This window comes from Flagellimonas okinawensis (genome assembly GCF_029194005.1).
Lineage (GTDB): Bacteria > Bacteroidota > Bacteroidia > Flavobacteriales > Flavobacteriaceae > Flagellimonas > Flagellimonas okinawensis.
The window spans coordinates 304,668-323,618 of the sequence record NZ_JARFVA010000002.1 but is presented as its reverse complement, the minus strand read 5'-3'; the positions used below and the strand labels follow the sequence as shown (position 1 = coordinate 323,618).

General features: G+C 42.4%; 11 protein-coding genes. 3 read left to right on the top strand and 8 right to left on the bottom strand.

Annotated features, from left to right (window positions below):
- Window positions 1-6 precede the first annotated feature (6 nt).
- The 8 genes from PY091_RS07240 to PY091_RS07205 all read right to left on the bottom strand — a co-directional run bounded on the left by PY091_RS07240 (window position 7) and on the right by PY091_RS07205 (window position 15,582).
- Window positions 7-2,418, bottom strand: a complete 2,412-nt coding sequence (locus PY091_RS07240; RefSeq protein ID WP_275649040.1) for an ABC transporter permease — start codon at window positions 2,416-2,418, stop codon at window positions 7-9.
- A gap of 32 nt (window positions 2,419-2,450) precedes the next feature.
- Window positions 2,451-4,853 carry an ABC transporter permease gene (locus PY091_RS07235; RefSeq protein ID WP_275649039.1) on the bottom strand — a complete coding sequence of 801 codons (2,403 nt, stop codon included), beginning with the start codon at window positions 4,851-4,853 and terminating at the stop codon, window positions 2,451-2,453.
- Between the two features lie 10 nt (window positions 4,854-4,863).
- Window positions 4,864-7,299, bottom strand: coding sequence for an ABC transporter permease (locus PY091_RS07230; protein ID WP_275649038.1), 2,436 nt, complete (start codon window positions 7,297-7,299; stop codon window positions 4,864-4,866).
- A 49-nt stretch (window positions 7,300-7,348) separates the two neighbouring features.
- Complete coding sequence (locus PY091_RS07225; protein ID WP_275649037.1) at window positions 7,349-9,748, bottom strand: ABC transporter permease; 2,400 nt, start codon at window positions 9,746-9,748, stop codon at window positions 7,349-7,351.
- 21 nt (window positions 9,749-9,769) lie between these two features.
- Window positions 9,770-12,187 carry an ABC transporter permease gene (locus PY091_RS07220; protein WP_275649036.1) on the bottom strand — a complete coding sequence of 806 codons (2,418 nt, stop codon included), beginning with the start codon at window positions 12,185-12,187 and terminating at the stop codon, window positions 9,770-9,772.
- Between the two features lie 41 nt (window positions 12,188-12,228).
- Window positions 12,229-12,924: an ABC transporter ATP-binding protein gene (locus tag PY091_RS07215; protein WP_127136420.1), complete on the bottom strand. Its 696-nt coding sequence runs from the start codon at window positions 12,922-12,924 to the stop codon at window positions 12,229-12,231.
- Window positions 12,925-12,988: 64 nt separating this feature from the next.
- Window positions 12,989-14,239: an efflux RND transporter periplasmic adaptor subunit gene (locus PY091_RS07210; protein ID WP_275649035.1), complete on the bottom strand. Its 1,251-nt coding sequence runs from the start codon at window positions 14,237-14,239 to the stop codon at window positions 12,989-12,991.
- Window positions 14,240-14,247: 8 nt separating this feature from the next.
- Window positions 14,248-15,582, bottom strand: coding sequence for a TolC family protein (locus PY091_RS07205; protein ID WP_275649034.1), 1,335 nt, complete (start codon window positions 15,580-15,582; stop codon window positions 14,248-14,250).
- A 202-nt stretch (window positions 15,583-15,784) separates the two neighbouring features.
- On the opposite strand from PY091_RS07205, the gene PY091_RS07200 reads away from it, so the two are divergent.
- Genes PY091_RS07200 through PY091_RS07190 form a run of 3 tightly spaced genes read left to right on the top strand, consistent with a single transcriptional unit; the run spans window position 15,785 to window position 18,950 of the window.
- Window positions 15,785-17,146, top strand: coding sequence for a sigma-54-dependent transcriptional regulator (locus PY091_RS07200; protein WP_275649033.1), 1,362 nt, complete (start codon window positions 15,785-15,787; stop codon window positions 17,144-17,146).
- Window positions 17,146-18,498 (top strand): sensor histidine kinase, encoded by a 1,353-nt coding sequence (locus PY091_RS07195; protein ID WP_275649032.1) that lies wholly within the window; start codon window positions 17,146-17,148, stop codon window positions 18,496-18,498. Before PY091_RS07200 ends, PY091_RS07195 begins: the two co-directional genes overlap by 1 nt.
- An 8-nt stretch (window positions 18,499-18,506) precedes the next feature.
- Window positions 18,507-18,950 carry a 3-oxoacyl-ACP synthase gene (locus PY091_RS07190; protein ID WP_275649031.1) on the top strand — a complete coding sequence of 148 codons (444 nt, stop codon included), beginning with the start codon at window positions 18,507-18,509 and terminating at the stop codon, window positions 18,948-18,950.
- The last annotated feature ends 1 nt before the right edge of the window (window position 18,951 follow it).

Here is an 18,951-nt window from a genome sequence, read left to right as displayed (position 1 = left end):
AAGTGGTTATTCGTTCCTCAAACTTTTTACAGGATTGGCGGATGCAGCCCTGACCGTCCGGGAGCCTACGGTAAGAAAAGCTATAAAAGTAGCCGTAAGCCCTGCCCCTAAAAAGAACCAAGGACTCAGACTAACATGAGAGGCATAGTTCTGTAACCAGTCATTTAAAAAATACCACGAAATGGGTGTTGCAATAATAAAAGCAAGCCCCACCAGTTTTAAGAAATCCTTGGTAAGAAGCAGCGCTACGGAAGCAACACTCGCCCCAATTACCTTTCTAACCCCTATCTCCTTGGTTCGCTGGGCCACTACCAACATGGAAATGGCAAATAATCCTATGCAGCTCAAAAGGATTCCCAAGATACTGCCACTTGTAATAATGGTGGCCATTGTTTTTTCCCTTTTAAAGGTGCGGTCTACATTCTCATCCAAAAAGGAACCCAAAAATTCGGCCTGAGGCTCAATTTTTTTCCAAGCCCTTTCAACGGCATCAAAAGATTCTGCAATATTTTCGGGGGCAATTTTCACATAGGCATAATACAAGTCCCAGTCCTGATTCATAAAGAGGGTCAATGGGCTTACTTGTTTGCTTATGTCCTGAAAATTATAATCTTTAACCACTCCAACAACAGAATAAGTAATAGATTCATCCATAGGAATACGAACAGAAAGCGGGTCGTCTTGGCCCAACTGCTTGGCCATGGTCTCATTTATGACCAAACTTAAACTATCTGCGGCAAAATCTCTACTGAACATTCTACCCGCAACCAGTTCCAAATCTAGAGTTTTTGCATAGTCATAGTCCACTGTTATGGCATTAGTGACTACTCCCCTTCCTTGGTAATCGAACCCCATCATGCTGCTCATGGCGCTTCCGTCCCTGCCCAATCCCAAATTGTTGTCCGCTCCAGAAATGTTTAGTATCTGGGTGTTGCTCTTGAGCTCGTCTCTCAACAATTCTATGGCACGATAACTATCTTTTTTTCCGTTCAAGGGTATGGAAATGACCTGCTCTTTATTATATCCCAGATCTTTATTGCGCATAAACTCTATTTGACCGTGGAGCACCAAGGTGCCACTTATAAGCAAAATGGCTATGGCAAATTGCAGTACAATCAAACTATTTCTCAAGCGATTTTTTCCTAAATCCAACTTTCCTTTCAAAGCACGTAGAGTTCCCAATCTACTCATTAAAAGTGCTGGATATCCACCGGCAATCAGTGTGATACAAAAAATGGAAAGTGCAAAAATGAGCAAGATTCCAGGTTGGGTAACATAATCTAGAGTCGCCCTTGTATTGAAAAGAGATTTAAACGGTTCCAACAATAGGTTTCCCAAAACCAATCCTAAAAAGATTGAAATCATAAAAACCAAAAGGCTCTCCATCCAAAATTGAAAGAACAATTGTTGTTTAACGGCCCCAAGTGTCTTGCGCATTCCTATTTCTTTTAAGCGCTTTTCGTTTAAGGCAATATTCATATTTATGAAATTGGCGCACACGATAAACAAAATAACAAAGGCAATTCCTAAAATCATGTATGGAAAAGTACGCTTAACTTCGGCCGTACCGGTGGCAAAAGAGGTGAAATGTATATCGGCTATTGGCTGTAAATGGAATTGTTTGTACAATCCATCGGCATTGGCAACCGCCCCATCCCTTATGGCATTTTCGATACTGCCTTTGTAGTGGATACTTGTGAACTCCCGAGTGTTTTTTTCAAATTGCTCTGGGGTTACACCATCTTCCAACTCAAGGTAGACCAAATGAAATTGTGAATCCCACCGGTCCATGTTGTTCGCGTATTCCGGATGATTTTCAAATGGTATGGCAATATCAAAATCCATACTACTGTTAGAGGGTATATTTTCCAATATGGATGCAATTGTAAAGGGATGTTCCACAGCTCCGGTTCTGATCTGAATAACCTCACCGACCACATCTGTAGTTCCAAATATTTTTAAGGCCGTTTCCTGGGTAATGGAAACAGAACTTTTTGAAGAAAAAGGGTTTTCAGAGTTGCCAGCAATCACGGGAAATGTGAAAATATTAAAGAAGTCCGGATCCACATATTCGCCATCCAAACTAAAATCCTTCTCTTTATAGGATACCAAAGCATCCTCGCTCAAGGTTCGCGTTGTTCTTTTTATTCCAGGCACTTCTTCTTTTAGGGCCCCTGCCAAAGGCACAGGACTGGAAGTGCTTGACTCCGTTCCCCTTGGGGTTTGGTTGGTAAGATAAAGTTGGTACGCACTATCCTTATTCTCATGGAATTGATCAAAAGATAGTTCGAACAAAGCCGTCATAGATAATAAAATGGCCACTGCAAAAGCACAGGTAAGCCCAACAATGTTGGCAATACTAAAAACCTTGTTCTTGATTAGGTTCCGCCATGCAATTTTTAGATAGTTTTTGAGCATAGTTAGTTGTTTTTTGATTGATGTATTTCTTGTTATTCTTGTCTTAGTGCATCCACGGGATTGCGGTTTGCGGTTCGGGTATAGTTTATGGTCGCAATTATGGCTATCATCAACAATATGAATAGACTACATATCGCAAAAATGCCCCAGTGCAAATTCATTTTAAAGGCAAAGTTCTGCATCCATTTGTCCAATGTAACCCATGCACCCAATAGCCCCAACAATACTGCCGGAATTGCCACGTATTCCAAATCAGAGATGAATGATTTTAATATGTCCGATAGTGTGGCTCCACTGATTCTTCTAATGGCCAGTTCCTTTCTACGACGTGTTGATTCGTTGAACGTATAACCAAGCAAACCGATAATGGTTACCAGCAAAATAATGGCGTTACCAATGATCATTGCGTTCCGGAAACCCTTTTGTCCTTGATAGGCATTCAATTGTTCCGTCTTAAGGCTCTGGACCACGGCATCCTCATGAGGGAAACCCAAATTGACCACCTCCCTTATCCTGTCCATGATGCCTTCTTGAGCCCCATCACGCGCCTTTATCATAATATTGAATTGTTCGGAAGGGTATTGGATTTTGAGCTCTTCAAACTTTTCCTCGGGTTGATAAAAAAATACGGAGGGTCTCAAATCAGGATTGGAGATCGATTGAATCACAAAGTCCGGAAACACACCACGGATGGTTGTGCTCCCATGTTCGGAAACAGTGATCTGTTTTCCTACCACACCATCGGTCCATCGATTGTTCAGTTTGAGCAACTCAGCCCCTCTTTTGCTGATAAGCATATCATTGGCAACCACTTGTTTGCTAGAAAAACTTTCTCCCTCGTCCACATGGATTCCCAAAATGGATAAATAATTACTGTCCACTTTATAAAAATCAGCAACATTGAACAACTCCCTTTTTCCATCTTGTGAGCGCACATTGTTTCCCGAAGCACCACTTATGGGGTCGTTGTGCCCTAGACCTACTTTTTCAATTCCCGGCATCTCCCGAAGCTCGTTCAACACCATTCCTATTCTATTGCCGTCCATTCCCTCAACGGATACATAATACACCCCTTCGGCTGAATATCCATGATCGGCATTCTTCATATTGTTATACTGAAGCGTTACAAATACCAAAACGGTAAGTATAAAAGTGGCCCCTACAAACTGAAAAGACAAAAGAACCAATTTCCATTTGCTTTTTTTCTGTTGATAGCTCCTAAAAGCAGTGGCCACGGGGATTCGCGAAAAGAATCGCCCAGGAAAATAACTTGTAACAAACACAAGAAAAAGTATCAACAAAACTAGGGGTACAATCACGTACGGGTTTAAAACTGAGGTTAGGTCATGCCCCCATTGGGCCTCTGCCAATGGTTTTAATCCCCATATCAATAAAAGTGCCCCTACAATTGATATTGCAAAAACCACTACGGTCTCCGAAAGAATCATTCGTTGAAGATTTTTGGTGTCCGCTCCACAGGTTTTATGAATGGCAGAACTCTTTGCACGGGCAATCAAGGTGCCCATGGTCAACAAAATGTAGTTCATCAATGAAACAAACAAGACCGATAGGGCTATAGTTGACAAAATCAGAACCATGTCCCTTACATTGTCCACTTTTATTTGTTTGATGGGCATGAACGAATACTGAAGTACGACTCCTTGATTTTCTTCTTCCAGTTTTTCGATGTCCTGATGCTTTACTTGCATGGCACGAACGGCAGGAGCCAAATCTGACGGAGTTACCCCTGGGCTTAATTTTACACAAGAATAATACCTATCGTTTCCCATCCAATTTTCGGTGCCGTCCCATGTAAACTGATCAGTGGATACCATGGATATCAACACATCGTATTCATAATTGGTATTCTCGGGCAAGGTTTCGAATACGCCTGCAATGGTGAGTTTTTTACCTGGATATGCCTTGATGCCGATGACCTTTCCTATAACGTTGCCCCCTATGTTTTCAGCAATTTCTTGAGATACCATACAGGTCATGGGGCTTTTTAAAACTTCTTCGGGGTTTCCGCTGATCATGGGGACTGGAAGAACATCGAATAAATGTTCATCGGCCAATGAAACCTTCGCATCATAACTGTTGAAGTCATCGGTATAGATCATATGATCTCCCAAAGAGTTGAGACGGGTAGCTGCCTCAATGCCCGGCACCTCTGCTTTAAGTCCTGGAGCAATGGCCCCACTGACCCTGGGATAACTCTCCAGCTCATTGGAAGATTTGTCCATATTAAAGTTTTCATGAACCAGATAAACCCTGTCGGCCTCCGGATAAAAACTATCGTAACTAGAATAGTACAGTACTTCGGACAGAAGCAAAATCCCAAAAGCCAATCCGGCCGTTAAGGATACAATTCTGGTGAGGGAATGTTCCCCTTTTCGGAACAATCTTCGAAATGCCAATTTTAAAAAGTTCATCATGGCTTATCGTTTATTCTGTTCGTAGGCTTTTTACAGGATTTACAATCGCGGCTTTGATACTTTGATAACTCACCGTAATTATTGCGACACCTACGGCCAACAGGGCGGATAAGGCAAAGATCCACCACGGAATATCTATTCGATAGGAGAAATCCTGTAACCATCGGTCCATAGCGTACCAGCCCAATGGCAGGGCAATGATCACAGCTAGGCCAACCAGTTTTAAAAAGTCCACGGATAATCTATAGACAATCTGACCAACGCCAGCACCCAATACTTTTCGCACCCCAATTTCTTTGACTCTCTTCTGAGCATTGAAGGTAGCTAAGCCAAGAAGGCCCAGGCAAGCTATGACAATGGACAACATGGTGAAGATCATAAAAATCTCTCCCAATCGTTGTTCAGCCTCGTAACTCGAATTAAAGGAGTCGTCCATAAAATAGTGTTCGAAGGGTTGAGTAGGTGCCATTTCGCGCCAAATATTTTCTACTTCGGCCACAGTTCTGGAGACATCGCCCCCGTTTAGCTTAATGGCCAAGTTACTGGCATACTCTCCTCCGTAAAAGAGTGCCAATGCCCCTACCTCATCCCTTAACGTCTCAAAATGGAAGTTTTTCAAGACACCGATAACCGTAAAAAAGCTGTCTTCTTGGTCTAAGTGACCAACAAATCGAGTTCCAATGACATTTTCCGGTGTTTTTCCAAGAATGGCCACTGCTTTTTCATTTAAAATAACCGCTGAAGAATCGGTGGCAAATCGATCTGTATCGAAAGCCCTGCCCGAAACCATAGTAAGACCAATAGTGGAAAGGTAGTCTTCGTCCACAGCCCACTGTTGCATATTGATGGATTTATCTTGACTACGGTCTTCTGCCAATAAATATGTGCCGCTACTACGTGATGATGGTGTAGGCAGATAGCTGCTCAATGTTGCGCTGTTGACTTGACTTATTCTCAATACAGCATCTTTAAAGGACTCTTTTTTACCTTCAAGGGCATTTATCCCTCCAATGATCAGCACTTGGTTTTTTCCGTACCCAAGATCTTTTCCTTGGATAAACCTTAATTGTTGAAAAACGGTAAGGGTACCCATGATCAAGAATACCGAAATGCTGAATTGAAGTATTACCAGTACATTTCTTACCCTTCCTCCACCTATGGATTGATCTCCCTGACCCTTTAAAACCTTGGCGGCCACAAAACGCGACATAAAAAAGGCAGGGTAGCTTCCAGAAAACAGACCAAGAAACAAGGCGGCTACAAACAAAATCAACCAAAAGAACGGATTGCTAAAAGGAATGGAGAGTTCCTTGCCAGCAAGATCATTATAAAATGGCATGGCTATACTGGCAATTATAATGGCAAAAACCAATGAAAACAAAGCAATGATCCCCGATTCCGTTAAAAACTGACCGATCAACCCACTGCGTTGAGAACCCAAAGTTTTGCGGATTCCAACTTCTTTTGATCGTTTTAGCGAATGGGCAGTGGACAGGTTCATAAAGTTTACACTTGCCAGCACCAACAATATAAGAGCTATGGCTCCAAGAATGTAAACATTCTTAATATCACTTACGGTACTAAACTCCGGGCTCCTTTTTGAATACAAGTGTATTTCTGTCAATGGAATGGTAGAATAGTGCATATAGTTTCCGGAATCCAAGAATTGCTGCTCCGTGATCCCCGGAAAAAATCGTTGCGCATATGGTATTAGATATTTGCCCACCATGGCCTGCATCTCATCCTGAATATCAGAACCAGTGGCCCCTGGTACCAGTTTTACAAACGTATAATAATTGTGGTTTCCCCACTCGGCCTGTTGCGCATCTTCATAGCCGGCCATGGATAAAAAGAGAGGTTTTTCATTAAAAATAGAGTTTTTGGGAAGGTCTTCCATAACTCCAGTGACCCTGTAAACTTGTTGATCGTCGATCATTAAAGTTTTACCTACAGCTTGGTCTATGGGAAAATGTTTTTCGGCGGCCGTTCGGGTCATTACCATGGTGTTGGGTTCTACCAATGCTGTTCGCTCATCACCATATAACAGTTCAACCCCGAACATTTTAAAAAAAGTTGAATCCGCATAAGCTATATGGTTCTCCCGTACATTGTCTGTTACATCTTGCGAACGAATGAAAATGCTTCCTATGTTCCGGAATCGTGTCACCATTTCCACCTCTGGAATATCATTCAACAAGGCCTGTGCCATTGGCGCGGACACTTCGGACATACTTTCGGCGGCCCCACCAAATTTCATATCGGCATTGACCCTATAGATCCTGTCTGCATCCACGAACATTTTGTCGTGGCTCAAGTCATCGTAAATATAGAGACCGAGCAAAAGCCCACCAGCCATTCCTATAGCTAATCCAAATATGTTGAGGAAAGTGAAGAATGGCTGCTTTTTAAGGCTCCTCCATGCAATTTTAATATTGTTCTTAAACATGATTCTCGTTTTTTGATGGTGCCAAAACCTCTTCGGCACAAATTCGTTTTTACTCTGTTCTCAAGCTTCGGGCAGGATTGGATTTAGCAGCCCTAATCGCCTGAAAACTAACTGTAAGAATGGTGACGGCCAATGCCCCAAGGACTGCAAGCGCGAAAATCCACCATTTCAAGATCACACGGTATGGGTACTCTTGTAACCATCCGTTCATTACATAATACGCTATGGGCACGGCTATAAAACATGAAATGACCACTAGCTTTAAAAAGTCCTTGGACAACATATTCCAAACATTGAATATGGATGCCCCGAGTACTTTTCGTACTCCAATTTCCTTGGTGCGTTGTTCTGCGACAAAGGATGTTAATCCAAAAAGACCCAAACAACTGATCAGAATGGCCAATGTGGTGAATATGCCAGAGAGTCGGCCTATACGTTCTTCCGACGCAAACTTTTCTCCATACTCCTCATCCACAAAATCATACTGAAATGGAATCTTGGGAAAATGCTCCTTGAACACTCTTTCAATTATGGCCAAATTTTGATTGGCACTTTGGTTAGGGTTCAATCTTAAGTTGTAAAAAGATCCATTTTCATCTCGGTCGAATACATACATGCCCTGTTTTACCGGTTCGTATGGAGATTGTGCAATCATGTCCTCGACCACCCCAATGATTTTCATTGGCTCAAAGGGGTCCTCCACATCCGAATCTGTGATGAACTTGCCCACTGGATTTTCTAGTCCCATATATTTTACGGCAGTCTCATTGAGCAGTACTCCTGTTGAATCCGAGGCAAAATCTCTGGAAAAATCCCTCCCTGCAACAATTTTAAGCCCAAGGCTTTTTGCGTATTCAGGCGACACCTCTGTCCAGGCCAAGTCTTCTTGGAATCCTTCTGGCTTTCCTTCCCAATTAAAACCACTTCGGTTGGACCAAATTCTTGTGGTCGGTGCACTGGAAGTGGACATTTCGGTAATGGCGCCGGAATTGATAAACTCTTCCCGCATCAATTGAAACTTTCCAGTGAAATCTTGGCTCATGGTCGGAATCTGGACCAATCCCTCCTTATCGTATCCCACTGGTCGGTTTTTGGCATAGTTGATCTGTTGCATTACGATAACCGTTCCAATAATAAAGGCGACCGAAACGGTAAACTGTACCACCACCAATATTTTTCGGGGAAGACCGGAGTGTTTGCCTGTTTTAAAGGTTCCTTTCAATACATCCACTGGTCGGAAAGAGGACAGGTATAAGGCCGGGTAACTACCAGCTAAAAGTGCGGTGAATAATATAAATAGCAAAGAGGATATCCAGAATCCCGGTGAGGTCCATGGAAACTCCATTTCTTTTCTGGCCAATTCATTAAATCCATTTAGGGACAAAACCACTATAAAAACGGCAATGACAAAAGCGAATAGGACCACCAAAAACGATTCTCCCAAAAATTGGTTGATGAGTTGGCCACGTTGCGACCCAATGGATTTTCTGATCCCTACCTCTTTGGCCCTTTTTTCCGAACGGGCAGTACTAAGGTTCATAAAATTGATACAGGCCAACAACAAAACAAATACACCTATGATCCCGAACAGCCAAACATATTTGATGCGACCACCAGATTGTTTTCCATTCTCGAATCGGGAACGTAAATACCAATCTTCCATGGGCAAAAGGAACATTTCCGGATTATACTCTACCAATTCGGGGTCATTTATTTGTTTGACCTTTTTAATCTTTTCGCTCACGGACTCCATTGTAGTGTTATCGGCAATCTGCACAAACATTTGAAAAGAGTTGTTGTCCCAATAATCTGCGGAGCGTTGTACCCATTCCCAAATGGAAACATATTTCTCCCAAGGCATGAGATACTCGGTGTCATGAAAAGAAGTGTTAAAGGGAATGTCCTCGTATACGGCAGTTACCATCATATTGTACTGGCTGTTCGCCTCAACGGTTTTGCCTATGGGGTCTTCGTCGCCAAAAAGGGCTGTGGCAGTGGACTCGGATAACATTATGGAATTGATTTCCCGAAGACCGTCCTTTTCTCCTTTTATTATTTTAAGATCGAGCATGTTGGGAGCATCTCGCTGCATAAACTCCCCATTACGAGAAAGACTGGTCTCTCCATATTTTAAATATTGGGGCGTGGTCCACGAAGACATTACCACATACTTAAAATTATCCATATAATCTTCCCGCATGGCAACTTCCAGTGGTCTCGGAATGGCATTTCCAGTAAAGGTTTGTCCATTTGTACTTTGCGATTGAAAGACTTGGGCAATTTTATCTTTATGGGTAAAATAGTTGTTGTGGCTCAGCTCATCATTGATCCAAAGGCCAATAATCAAGGTAACGGCCATTCCCAAAGCCAATCCACCAACATTTATGATGGTATACCCCTTGTTCTTTGTGAGGTTCCTCCAGGCTATTTTTAGATAATTTTTTAACATGATCGATGGTTTTTGATTGATTTATTCGGAACGTAAGCCTTTGGTTGGTTGTAACAATGCTGCCCCAATAGAGTGATAACTGATAGTAAGAACCGCAATGCCAAGCGCTATAAGCCCAGCGGTTAAAAACGTTTCCCAACCTATGGTAATACGGTGTGCAAAATCTTCCAGCCATCGATTCATTAAATACCAACCAATTGGAATTGCGATGCAAATAGAGATGACTATCAGTTTTAAAAAATCGATGGTAAGTAATTGATAGATGTTCTTGAAAGGAGCACCCAAAACCCTTCGAATGCTTATTTCCTTTCTTCGCTGCTCCACCATAAAGGCAGAGAGTGCAAATAATCCCAAGCAGGCCACAAGAATGGCAAAAAGCGCAAAACTGTTGAATATTTTGCCCATGCGCTGCACATCCGCGTGCATCTGGGTAAACCTTTGTTCCAAAAAGGTATAGTTGAGCGCTTGATTGGGTATGTTTCTATTCCAAACTTTTTCTATGGAAGCCAAGGCTTCGGTTGGATTTCCTTTTTCCAATTTTACGGAAACGGCCCCAACATCTTTGCCTATAACCAACGATAGAGCGGAGATGTCCTCTTTCAAGGATTTAAAATGGAAGTCTTCGATAACTCCGATAATGATGAAAACCTGACTGTTGTTATCCAGCTTCTTTCCAATTGGGTCTTTTAAGCCCAATTCCGAAGCCATTTTGGTGTTGATGACAATGGAGTTGACAGAGTCGTAAGCAAATTCCTTGGAGAAACTTCTTCCCTTATCCAACTGAATGCCCAAGGTTTCGATATAATCGTAATCCACTTTCCAAATTTGGGCCGGAATTCCCCGCCCACCATCGTCCTGGCCTTCTACCATAAAGGTATTTCCATTTCTACTGGCGCCCTCAATAGGCAAATAATTAGTGGATGTTACGCTCTTTACCTGTGACAATGATGATAGTTGCTCTTTAAAGGATTCCATCTTTTCACCAAGAATTTTGGTGCCTTCAAGTACAAATACCTGTTCTTTATCGTACCCCAATTCTTTGCTGACGATAAAATCCATCTGTCGGTAAATAATAAGCGTTCCTATAATTAAGATTACTGACGTGGTAAACTGGAAAACCACCAAACCACTCCTTAACTTTCCACTCTTGCTACCAACACTCAATTTGCCCTTTAAAACACTTGCTGGTCTAAATGCGGATAAATAAAATGCAGGGTACAGGCCAGCCAAAACACCTATGACCAACGCAGAGACAAACAATAAAGGAGCAAACCACCATTCGGACCAGGGTAGCACCATACTTTTGGCTGCAATACCATTAAAAGTTGGAAGCAAAACCCATGCGAGCAATACTCCCATTACAAAAGAAATAATACTGAAAAGCACAGACTCCGTAAGAAATTGATTGACCAAGTTGTTCCTAAAAGCCCCAATTGTTTTTCTTAAACCTACCTCTTTGGCCCTGTTGGCAGATTTAGCCGTGGAAAGATTGATAAAGTTGATTATGGCCAGAACCAAAACAAAAACCGCAATGGCGGCAAATAGCCACACAAACTTGACATCACCATGTTTAAGTCCGTCCTGCATTTTAAGATCGGACTTTAGATAAATGTCTGTAACAGGTTGCAGTTTGTATTCAGCTGTTCTCAAAACATCCAGAAAAGCTTCGGAGCGACCACGTTTTATCTGTGCCGGGATGATGTATTTTTCAACAATCGAAGTCATTTTTTGTTCCAATTCCTGAATGTTGGTATTGGGATTGACCAACACATAGGTAAAGTAGTTTTGATTGGTCCAGCTCCCATTGGTATCCTCTACAGGAAGCATAAAATCAAAATCCAGATGTGAGTTTTTTGGTACATCTTTCATCACACCCGTTACCGTGTAGGGATTGGAGGTATCGTTGTCCAAAAATATAGTCCGTTGCAAGGCATTTCCGTTGGGAAAATATTTCTCTGCCTTGGATTGGGAAATCACAATGCTCTTGGGATTGGTCAAAGCCGTTGATGCATCTCCTTGCTCCAAGTTGATTTCCAAAATATCAAAAGCCTCTTGGTCTGCTAGAATAAAGTTCTCCTCAAAGGTATTCTCTTGTGCCCCGCTGATTCGAAAACCTCTTTTGCCCGCTCCAAAAATTTCAATCGTATTGACCTTTCCCGCCTTCGCTATTTCTGGAAAATCAGATTGCAGCGCCTCGGCAAATGGTAATTGAAAATGCGTGCTCTTCATTACCTCTCCCTGGAGCACCCCCTGAAAAACCACTCTATAAATTTGATTCTTCTGGGCATAATGCTGATCGTAGCTAACCTCGTTACGAATAAATAGGGCAATTAAAAGGCAAGCGGCAATACCCACGGCAAACCCCCCTACTTTTATAATGGTGAAGAGCTTGTCTTTTTTGATTGTCCTCCAAGCGATATTTAGGTGGTTTTTGAACATGTGATTGATTTGATTGTTTTTTTGATTGATGAATTAAACTCCTATACCATGCTTTTCATTGGCTTATTCTGGCTTTCGGTCACAATTTGACCGTCAAATAAATTAATGACCCTGTGGGCATAGTGTGAATCACGATCGGAGTGCGTTACCATAACAATGGTTGTGCCTTCTTGGTTAAGTTCCGTCAACAGGTTCATTACCTCGATACCATTTTTGGAGTCCAAGTTACCCGTTGGCTCATCCGCCAAGATCAATTTTGGATTGGTGACCACGGCCCGAGCAATAGCCACCCTTTGTTGCTGACCACCGGATAATTGCTGCGGAAAGTGTTTTTCCCTGTGCGCGATCTTCATGCGCTCCAAGACTTTTTGCACTTTTTCCCTGCGCTCGGCCTTGTTCATTTTAAGGTAGATCAAAGGAAGTTCCACGTTTTCAAAAACCGTGAGCTCATCTATCAGGTTGAAACTTTGGAATACAAACCCGAGGTTTCCTTTTCTAAGTTGGGTTCTTTGGCTTTCTTTTAATCCGCCCACTTCATGCCCTGCAAAATTATAGCTGCCCTCGGTTGGGTTGTCAAGCATTCCGATAATGTTCAACAAGGTGGATTTTCCACATCCAGATGGACCCATAATCGCGACAAATTCGCCTTCTTCCACTTTTAGGTTTACTCCGTTCAACGCCAAGGTCTCCACCTCTTCTGTTCGGAAACTCTTTTTAAGATCTGTTATCTGTATCATTTTTTGATGGTTGTTTTTTTATAAAAAGACTCTTCTATTTTGATTGATGTTACATTTCTACGGACTATTTTAATACGATCCGTTCCGCATCGCCAAAACTATCATAGTTACTGGTAATCACTTGATCTCCGGGTTGAAGCCCTTCAAGGACCTCATAATATCTTGAATTCTGTTTGCCCAATCGCACATTGCGTTTTATGGCCTCGTTGCCATCCGGACTTACCACGAATACCCATTGACCCCCCGTACTCTGGAAGAAGCCTCCCTTGGGCAACAAAAGCGCATCGTTGGATTCGCCCAATTGCAATCGGATGTTGTAGCTCTGTCCTGCACGAATGGTCTCCGGTTTTTCATCCACAAAAACGAGGTCTACACGGAACCTTCCGTTCCTTACCTCAGGGTAGACCTTGCGCAAACGCAAGCTGTACTCGTTTCCGTTCCGTTCCAAAGTGGCGGAAAGATCGCGTTTCACCCTATCGATATAATGCTCGTCGATATCGGCCTCAATTTTAAAATCGGTAAGTACATTAATCTGTCCAATACGTTGCCCTTGTGAAATATTCTGACCGATTTCTGCATCCAAAAATCCTAATTGGCCATCCGCGGGAGCTCTAACATTTAGGTGGTCCAATCGTTCATAGACCATGGACAATGTTTTTTGCATGCGTTCCAAATCGGTGTCCAATCCTTTTAACGAAGTTTCCCTGAGCTCATCATCCTGTTCGGTCTGTAGCTTCACAATTTCCAATTGCTTTTCTGCCAATTGATAATCTTCCTTGGATTTTAAGTAGGTTTCCTTGGATATCAATTCTTCTTGGAAAAGCTCTTGGTTCTGTTCATAAGCACGCTTTAAGCGCTGTACATCGTACTGTGCGGTGGCCAAGGATTTTCTGCCTTCCACCTGTCTGGAATCAAAAGTAAGTTTTGTGGAACGCAAGTCGTTCTGCTTAAGTGCCAAGTTGCTTTCACTGGCCAAAATCTGCTCGTAAAGGGCCATGTTTTCCAACTTAAGGATAATGTCCCCCTTTTTAACCATGGAACCTTCTTCAATCAGTTTTTCGGCCACACGACCGCCTTCGTAGGCATCCATATAAATGGTTGCAATCGGAGCAACATTACCATTTATGGTAATGTAGTCATCAAACTTGCCATCGGTCACCGAGGCAATGGACAAACGTTCCTTTTCCGTTCTAAATGTGGACATGGAACTGGCAAAAATCAATTTATAGCCCACAAACAAAAGCAATATGCCCAGTGCGATATAGCCGTAGTGTTTGAGTTTAAGTCCTTTCTTTTTTTCTAATTGTATATCCATGGTATGTTTTAGTTGATATTAAAAATGGGCAGTCCACTATAAAAGTCTATGGTACTCTGATTGACTTTTAACCTTAATCCTACCTGTAAATTCTGGTTCTGTGCTACTCCATAAAGGTTCTTGGCCTGAAACAGCTCCAAAGCATTGATCAATCCTTTTTCGTACCGCTTTTGAGCAATGGTAAAGGCCAACTGCTGCGATTCCACCTGTTTTGTACTCTGTTCATATTCCGCAATTAACGCCTGATTGTCCTGGACCAACTGTTGCAACAACTGAAAAAGTTCCTGCTCCTGAATCTCCAGATTGTTTTTTGCCTGCATGTATGCAATCTTTTGTTGCTTTACCCTTGAATGATTTGCCCATCCGTTGCTTATGGGGATATTCAATTGGGCGCCCACAAATTTGGATTGGTTATCGTTGAACTGGGTCCTAAAAGGTATAACTTTCCCATTCTCATCTACATTGGTCTCAAAATAACTGGTTCCGTAACCTGCAAACAGGGCCAAAGATGGCAACAAACCTCCCCTTGTGGCCTGTAACTGCTTTTTAGCGGCGGTTACCCGGTACTCTTGTGATTTCACCAAGGGCACAAATCCCCTTGCTTTTTGATAAAGAGTATCCAAGGTAATCCCTTCATTCACGGAAGCCGCTTCCAAGGCTTCTTGTATCTTGATGTCTGCCACATCTGTTAAATTCATTTCTTGTAAAAGCACCAATTTGGCGTTGGCCAATTGGTTTCGGTTCTGGGTCAACAAGAACTTGTCACCCAACAAATTGGATTCGGCCTCGTAAAGATCGGCGCCGGCCATAAGCCCCAGTTCCACTTGCTTTTCGACCAAATCATAATTTGCCTGCGAAATTTCCAATTGCTCCAAAGTGTTGTCCACCAATCCTTCATAAAACTTAATGTCGTAAAAGGCACTCATCACCCTAAAGGCCAATAAAAACTTTTGCTGTAATATATCCTCTTGGGTTGCCTTGTAGATAAATTTGGAGGCCCTAATGGTGTTCAGTTTTTGAAAACCACGGAACACATCCAAGCTGGCATTGAGGGAATAGTTGTTACTAAAGAATTCCGTGTTCACATAATCGTTGGTCTGAGGGTCAGCGGACCTACCGTATCTGATCGTATAATCGGTTGACCCGTTAACGGATGGCAAAAGGTCTCTTATAGATTGACGATATGATTCCCTGCTGGACTCATTGTTATATGATGTGTTTTTTACTTGAAGGTTGTGCTCAATGGCATAATCCACACACTCCTCGAGTGTCCAAACCTCTTGGGAAATCCCAACGAAGGAACTCAATACTAATAAGGTAGTTATGTATATTTTTAGATTCATAGTTTTATCCTGTGCCAAACTACTTTCTATTCTTGTGCCAAAATATTTTAATATTGACTATCAGTTAGTTACACCATTAAACGTACAATAACCTTAATTCTAGTGTAAAATATTTATACAAAAAACGTCCAATTATTTTACACTTGTACAAATCATTTAAGTGCAATTAGTAGTTTTAGGTATCAATTGAACAGTTAGCAGGATGGTCGATGCCAAAATTTTAGTGGTTGATGATAACAAGAGCGTTTTGAGTGCTTTGGAAATTCTTTTGCAATTTGAGTACAAAAGCGTCCAGACCTTGTTCAATCCTAATCAGATTTCTTCTTTTCCAAATCTGGAGGACATCGATATTGTTCTCCTGGACATGAACTTTTCCGCCGGGGTAAATACCGGTAACGAAGGATTGTATTGGCTCAATGAGATCAAAAAAAGGTCCCCCAATACCTCCGTGATTATGATGACAGCCTACGGCGCCGTGGACTTGGCCGTAAGGGCACTGAAACAAGGGGCGTCTGACTTTGTATTAAAGCCTTGGAACAACGAGCGGTTGATGACCACTGTAAAATCCGCATACGAGCTTAGAAAATCCAAACAGGAAATACACAACCTCAAGAAAAAGGAGAACAATTTAAAGCAGGTCATCAATGAGGGTCGGAATTATATTATTGGGCAATCCAAAGCACTGACCTCTGTATTGAACCTCGTGGCCAAGGTAGCCAAGACCGATGTCAACGTTTTGATCACCGGTGAAAATGGTACGGGAAAAGAGTTGATCGCACGTGAACTGCACCGGCTCTCTAACCGAAAAAATGAAGTTTTTATAGGTGTGGATATGGGATCCATTGCTGAAAACCTATTCGAAAGTGAACTGTTCGGGCATACCAAAGGCTCTTTTACCGATGCCAAAGAAGACCGTGCAGGTAAGTTTGAGGCCGCACACCAAGGCAGTTTGTTCCTGGATGAAATCGGCAACCTTTCGTTACAAATGCAGGCCAAGTTGTTATCGTCCATCCAAAACAAAACGGTGGTTCGGGTAGGCTCCAATAAACCCATTGGTGTGGACATTCGGTTGATCTGTGCCACCAATTGTAATTTGGAGCAAATGGTCGCTGATGGTCTGTTCCGGGAAGATTTGTTGTATCGTATCAACACGATCCATATAGAGGTGCCCCCACTGAGGGAGCGCGATGATGATATTTTGGTCCTAGCTGATTTTTTCCTCAAAAAGTTCGCTCATAAATATGATAAATCGGGACTTCGCATCAATCAAACAGCCCAGGAAAAATTGATGGAATATCCTTGGCCCGGAAACATTAGGGAGTTACAGCACACCATGGAAAGGGCAGTGATCCTCTCCGATGGCAATGTGCTTAAACCCTCGGACTTTCTATTGCACGCAAAGCCCATGCAATCCTTCGACAGCGAACCCATGACCCTGAACGAAATGGAACAACAGATGATCAATAGGGCCTTGGAACAGAACGAAGGAAACTACAGTGCCGCAGCAGAACAATTGGGCATATCCCGCCAAACACTTTACAATAAGTTGAAAAAGAACAATTGATGGCCAGTAGAAATTTTTACATCCAGCTGATAATCAGAGTTATTTTTATAACGCTGACCTCGGTTGTTTTGGCATTTTCGGTGTCCAATAAGTGGTTTTTTACATTGGGGCTCTGTATCATGGTTTTGGTAGCACAGGTATTTTCACTGATTACCTATATCAACCGAACCAATAGAAAGATCTCCTATTTTTTTGATGCCATCAAAAATGAAGATTTTACACTCCGTTTTCCAGAAGGTGTCACCATTGAATCGTTCAAAGAACTAAACAGGAGTCTTAACAGGGTCAACGGTCTTATACAAGAGGTCCATCTTCAACTACAGATCAGGGAGCAATATTATCAGGAAATATTAAAACAGGCGAGCATCGGCATAATGACCTATAACGAGAAAGGCCATATTCTTTTTGCGAACCCAACCTTGGAACAGTTACTCGACTACACACCCCTTAATCATATTAAACAGTTAAGGCAGGTAGATGAGGAACTTTACATTCTGTTCAAGAACTTTAAACCTTTTGAACGAAAGTTGTTCCAATTGTCCAACGAGCGCGAACAAACACAGTTGGCCATCAAATCTACACCGCTGACACTGGATGGTCAGTCGTTGCAATTGGTGGTGGTACAGGATATCCATAAAGAGTTGGACGAAAAAGAAACTGAATCTTGGGTGAGGCTTATCCGTGTGCTGACCCATGAGATTATGAACACCATTACCCCCATCGCCTCCATTTCGGATTCCATTATTAAATATTACCGCAAAGGGGACAAAATCACCCCAATGGAGGAACTGGAGGAAAGCCAGATAAAAAACACCCTAAAAGGACTTGAGGTCATCAAAGAGCAAGGTGGTGACCTTATGGATTTTGTGCAATCGTACCGAAGTCTGTTGCACGTGCCAGAACCCAATAAAAGCTTGGTGAAAGGAAAGGAGCTTCTAGAAAAAATAGATGTGCTCATGTCCTCAAGGCTCATTGAGGGAGAGAGTGAGTTCTCTACCATTTGTAGGCCAGAGGAGCTGGAATTCTACATAGATGAGAAACAGATTTCGCAAGTATTGATCAACCTGGCCAAAAATGCCTTGCAATCCGTAGAGTCCATCAATGGGGGCAAGGTCCTAATTCAGGCAGGAATTGACGAAAATGGCTCTAAGTTTATTGATATTAGGGATAACGGACCAGGGATTCCGCCCGAGGTTATGGATGAAATTTTTGTGCCCTTTTTTACCACGAAAAGTGAAGGTACCGGAATTGGCCTAAGTCTATCCAAACGGGTGATGCAACTACATGGGGGAACCATACAAGTACGTTCCCTGCCCAATACTGAAACCGTTTTTCGGCTCACTTTTGCCTAAGATCGATTATGAAACAAGCATTAATGGAATTTTGTTGGGCATATGTAAACGATAAAACGGCCCGTCTTAAAAAACAAAGTGATGAACTCCAAGAATCACTGGGTTCAGAAACCAAAAGTTCTGCAGGCGACAAACACGAGACCGGCAGGGCCATGGTACAATTGGAACAGGAAAAGTTGGGTCAACAATTACAGGAACTCGATGCCACCAGAAGCATTCTCAACAAAATTAATATAGATGAACGTGCCAATAAAGTTCGCTTAGGTTGCTTGGTCAAAACCAGTATGGCCGATTATTTTATTGCGATCTCCGCGGGAACATTCAACCTTAACGGTGCCATTGTCCATTGTATTTCTGTCAATGCCCCGATAGCGAGATTGTTACTTGGCAAAGAAAAGGGAGAACACTACATTTTTAATGGAAAAGAGCATTCTGTTTTGGAACTGGAATAGG

What these genes read in the sequence shown, in the direction of transcription:
- PY091_RS07195 (WP_275649032.1), top strand. Translation starts at nt 17,146, where the DNA reads ATGGCCAGTAGAAATTTTTACATCCAGCTGATAATCAGAGTTATTTTT.
- PY091_RS07205 (WP_275649034.1), bottom strand. Translation starts at nt 15,582, where the DNA reads ATGAATCTAAAAATATACATAACTACCTTATTAGTATTGAGTTCCTTC.
- PY091_RS07230 (WP_275649038.1), bottom strand. Translation starts at nt 7,299, where the DNA reads ATGTTTAAGAACAATATTAAAATTGCATGGAGGAGCCTTAAAAAGCAG.
- PY091_RS07215 (WP_127136420.1), bottom strand. Translation starts at nt 12,924, where the DNA reads ATGATACAGATAACAGATCTTAAAAAGAGTTTCCGAACAGAAGAGGTG.
- PY091_RS07235 (WP_275649039.1), bottom strand. Translation starts at nt 4,853, where the DNA reads ATGATGAACTTTTTAAAATTGGCATTTCGAAGATTGTTCCGAAAAGGG.
- PY091_RS07200 (WP_275649033.1), top strand. Translation starts at nt 15,785, where the DNA reads ATGGTCGATGCCAAAATTTTAGTGGTTGATGATAACAAGAGCGTTTTG.
- PY091_RS07220 (WP_275649036.1), bottom strand. Translation starts at nt 12,187, where the DNA reads ATGTTCAAAAACCACCTAAATATCGCTTGGAGGACAATCAAAAAAGAC.
- PY091_RS07225 (WP_275649037.1), bottom strand. Translation starts at nt 9,748, where the DNA reads ATGTTAAAAAATTATCTAAAAATAGCCTGGAGGAACCTCACAAAGAAC.
- PY091_RS07190 (WP_275649031.1), top strand. Translation starts at nt 18,507, where the DNA reads ATGAAACAAGCATTAATGGAATTTTGTTGGGCATATGTAAACGATAAA.
- PY091_RS07210 (WP_275649035.1), bottom strand. Translation starts at nt 14,239, where the DNA reads ATGGATATACAATTAGAAAAAAAGAAAGGACTTAAACTCAAACACTAC.
- PY091_RS07240 (WP_275649040.1), bottom strand. Translation starts at nt 2,418, where the DNA reads ATGCTCAAAAACTATCTAAAAATTGCATGGCGGAACCTAATCAAGAAC.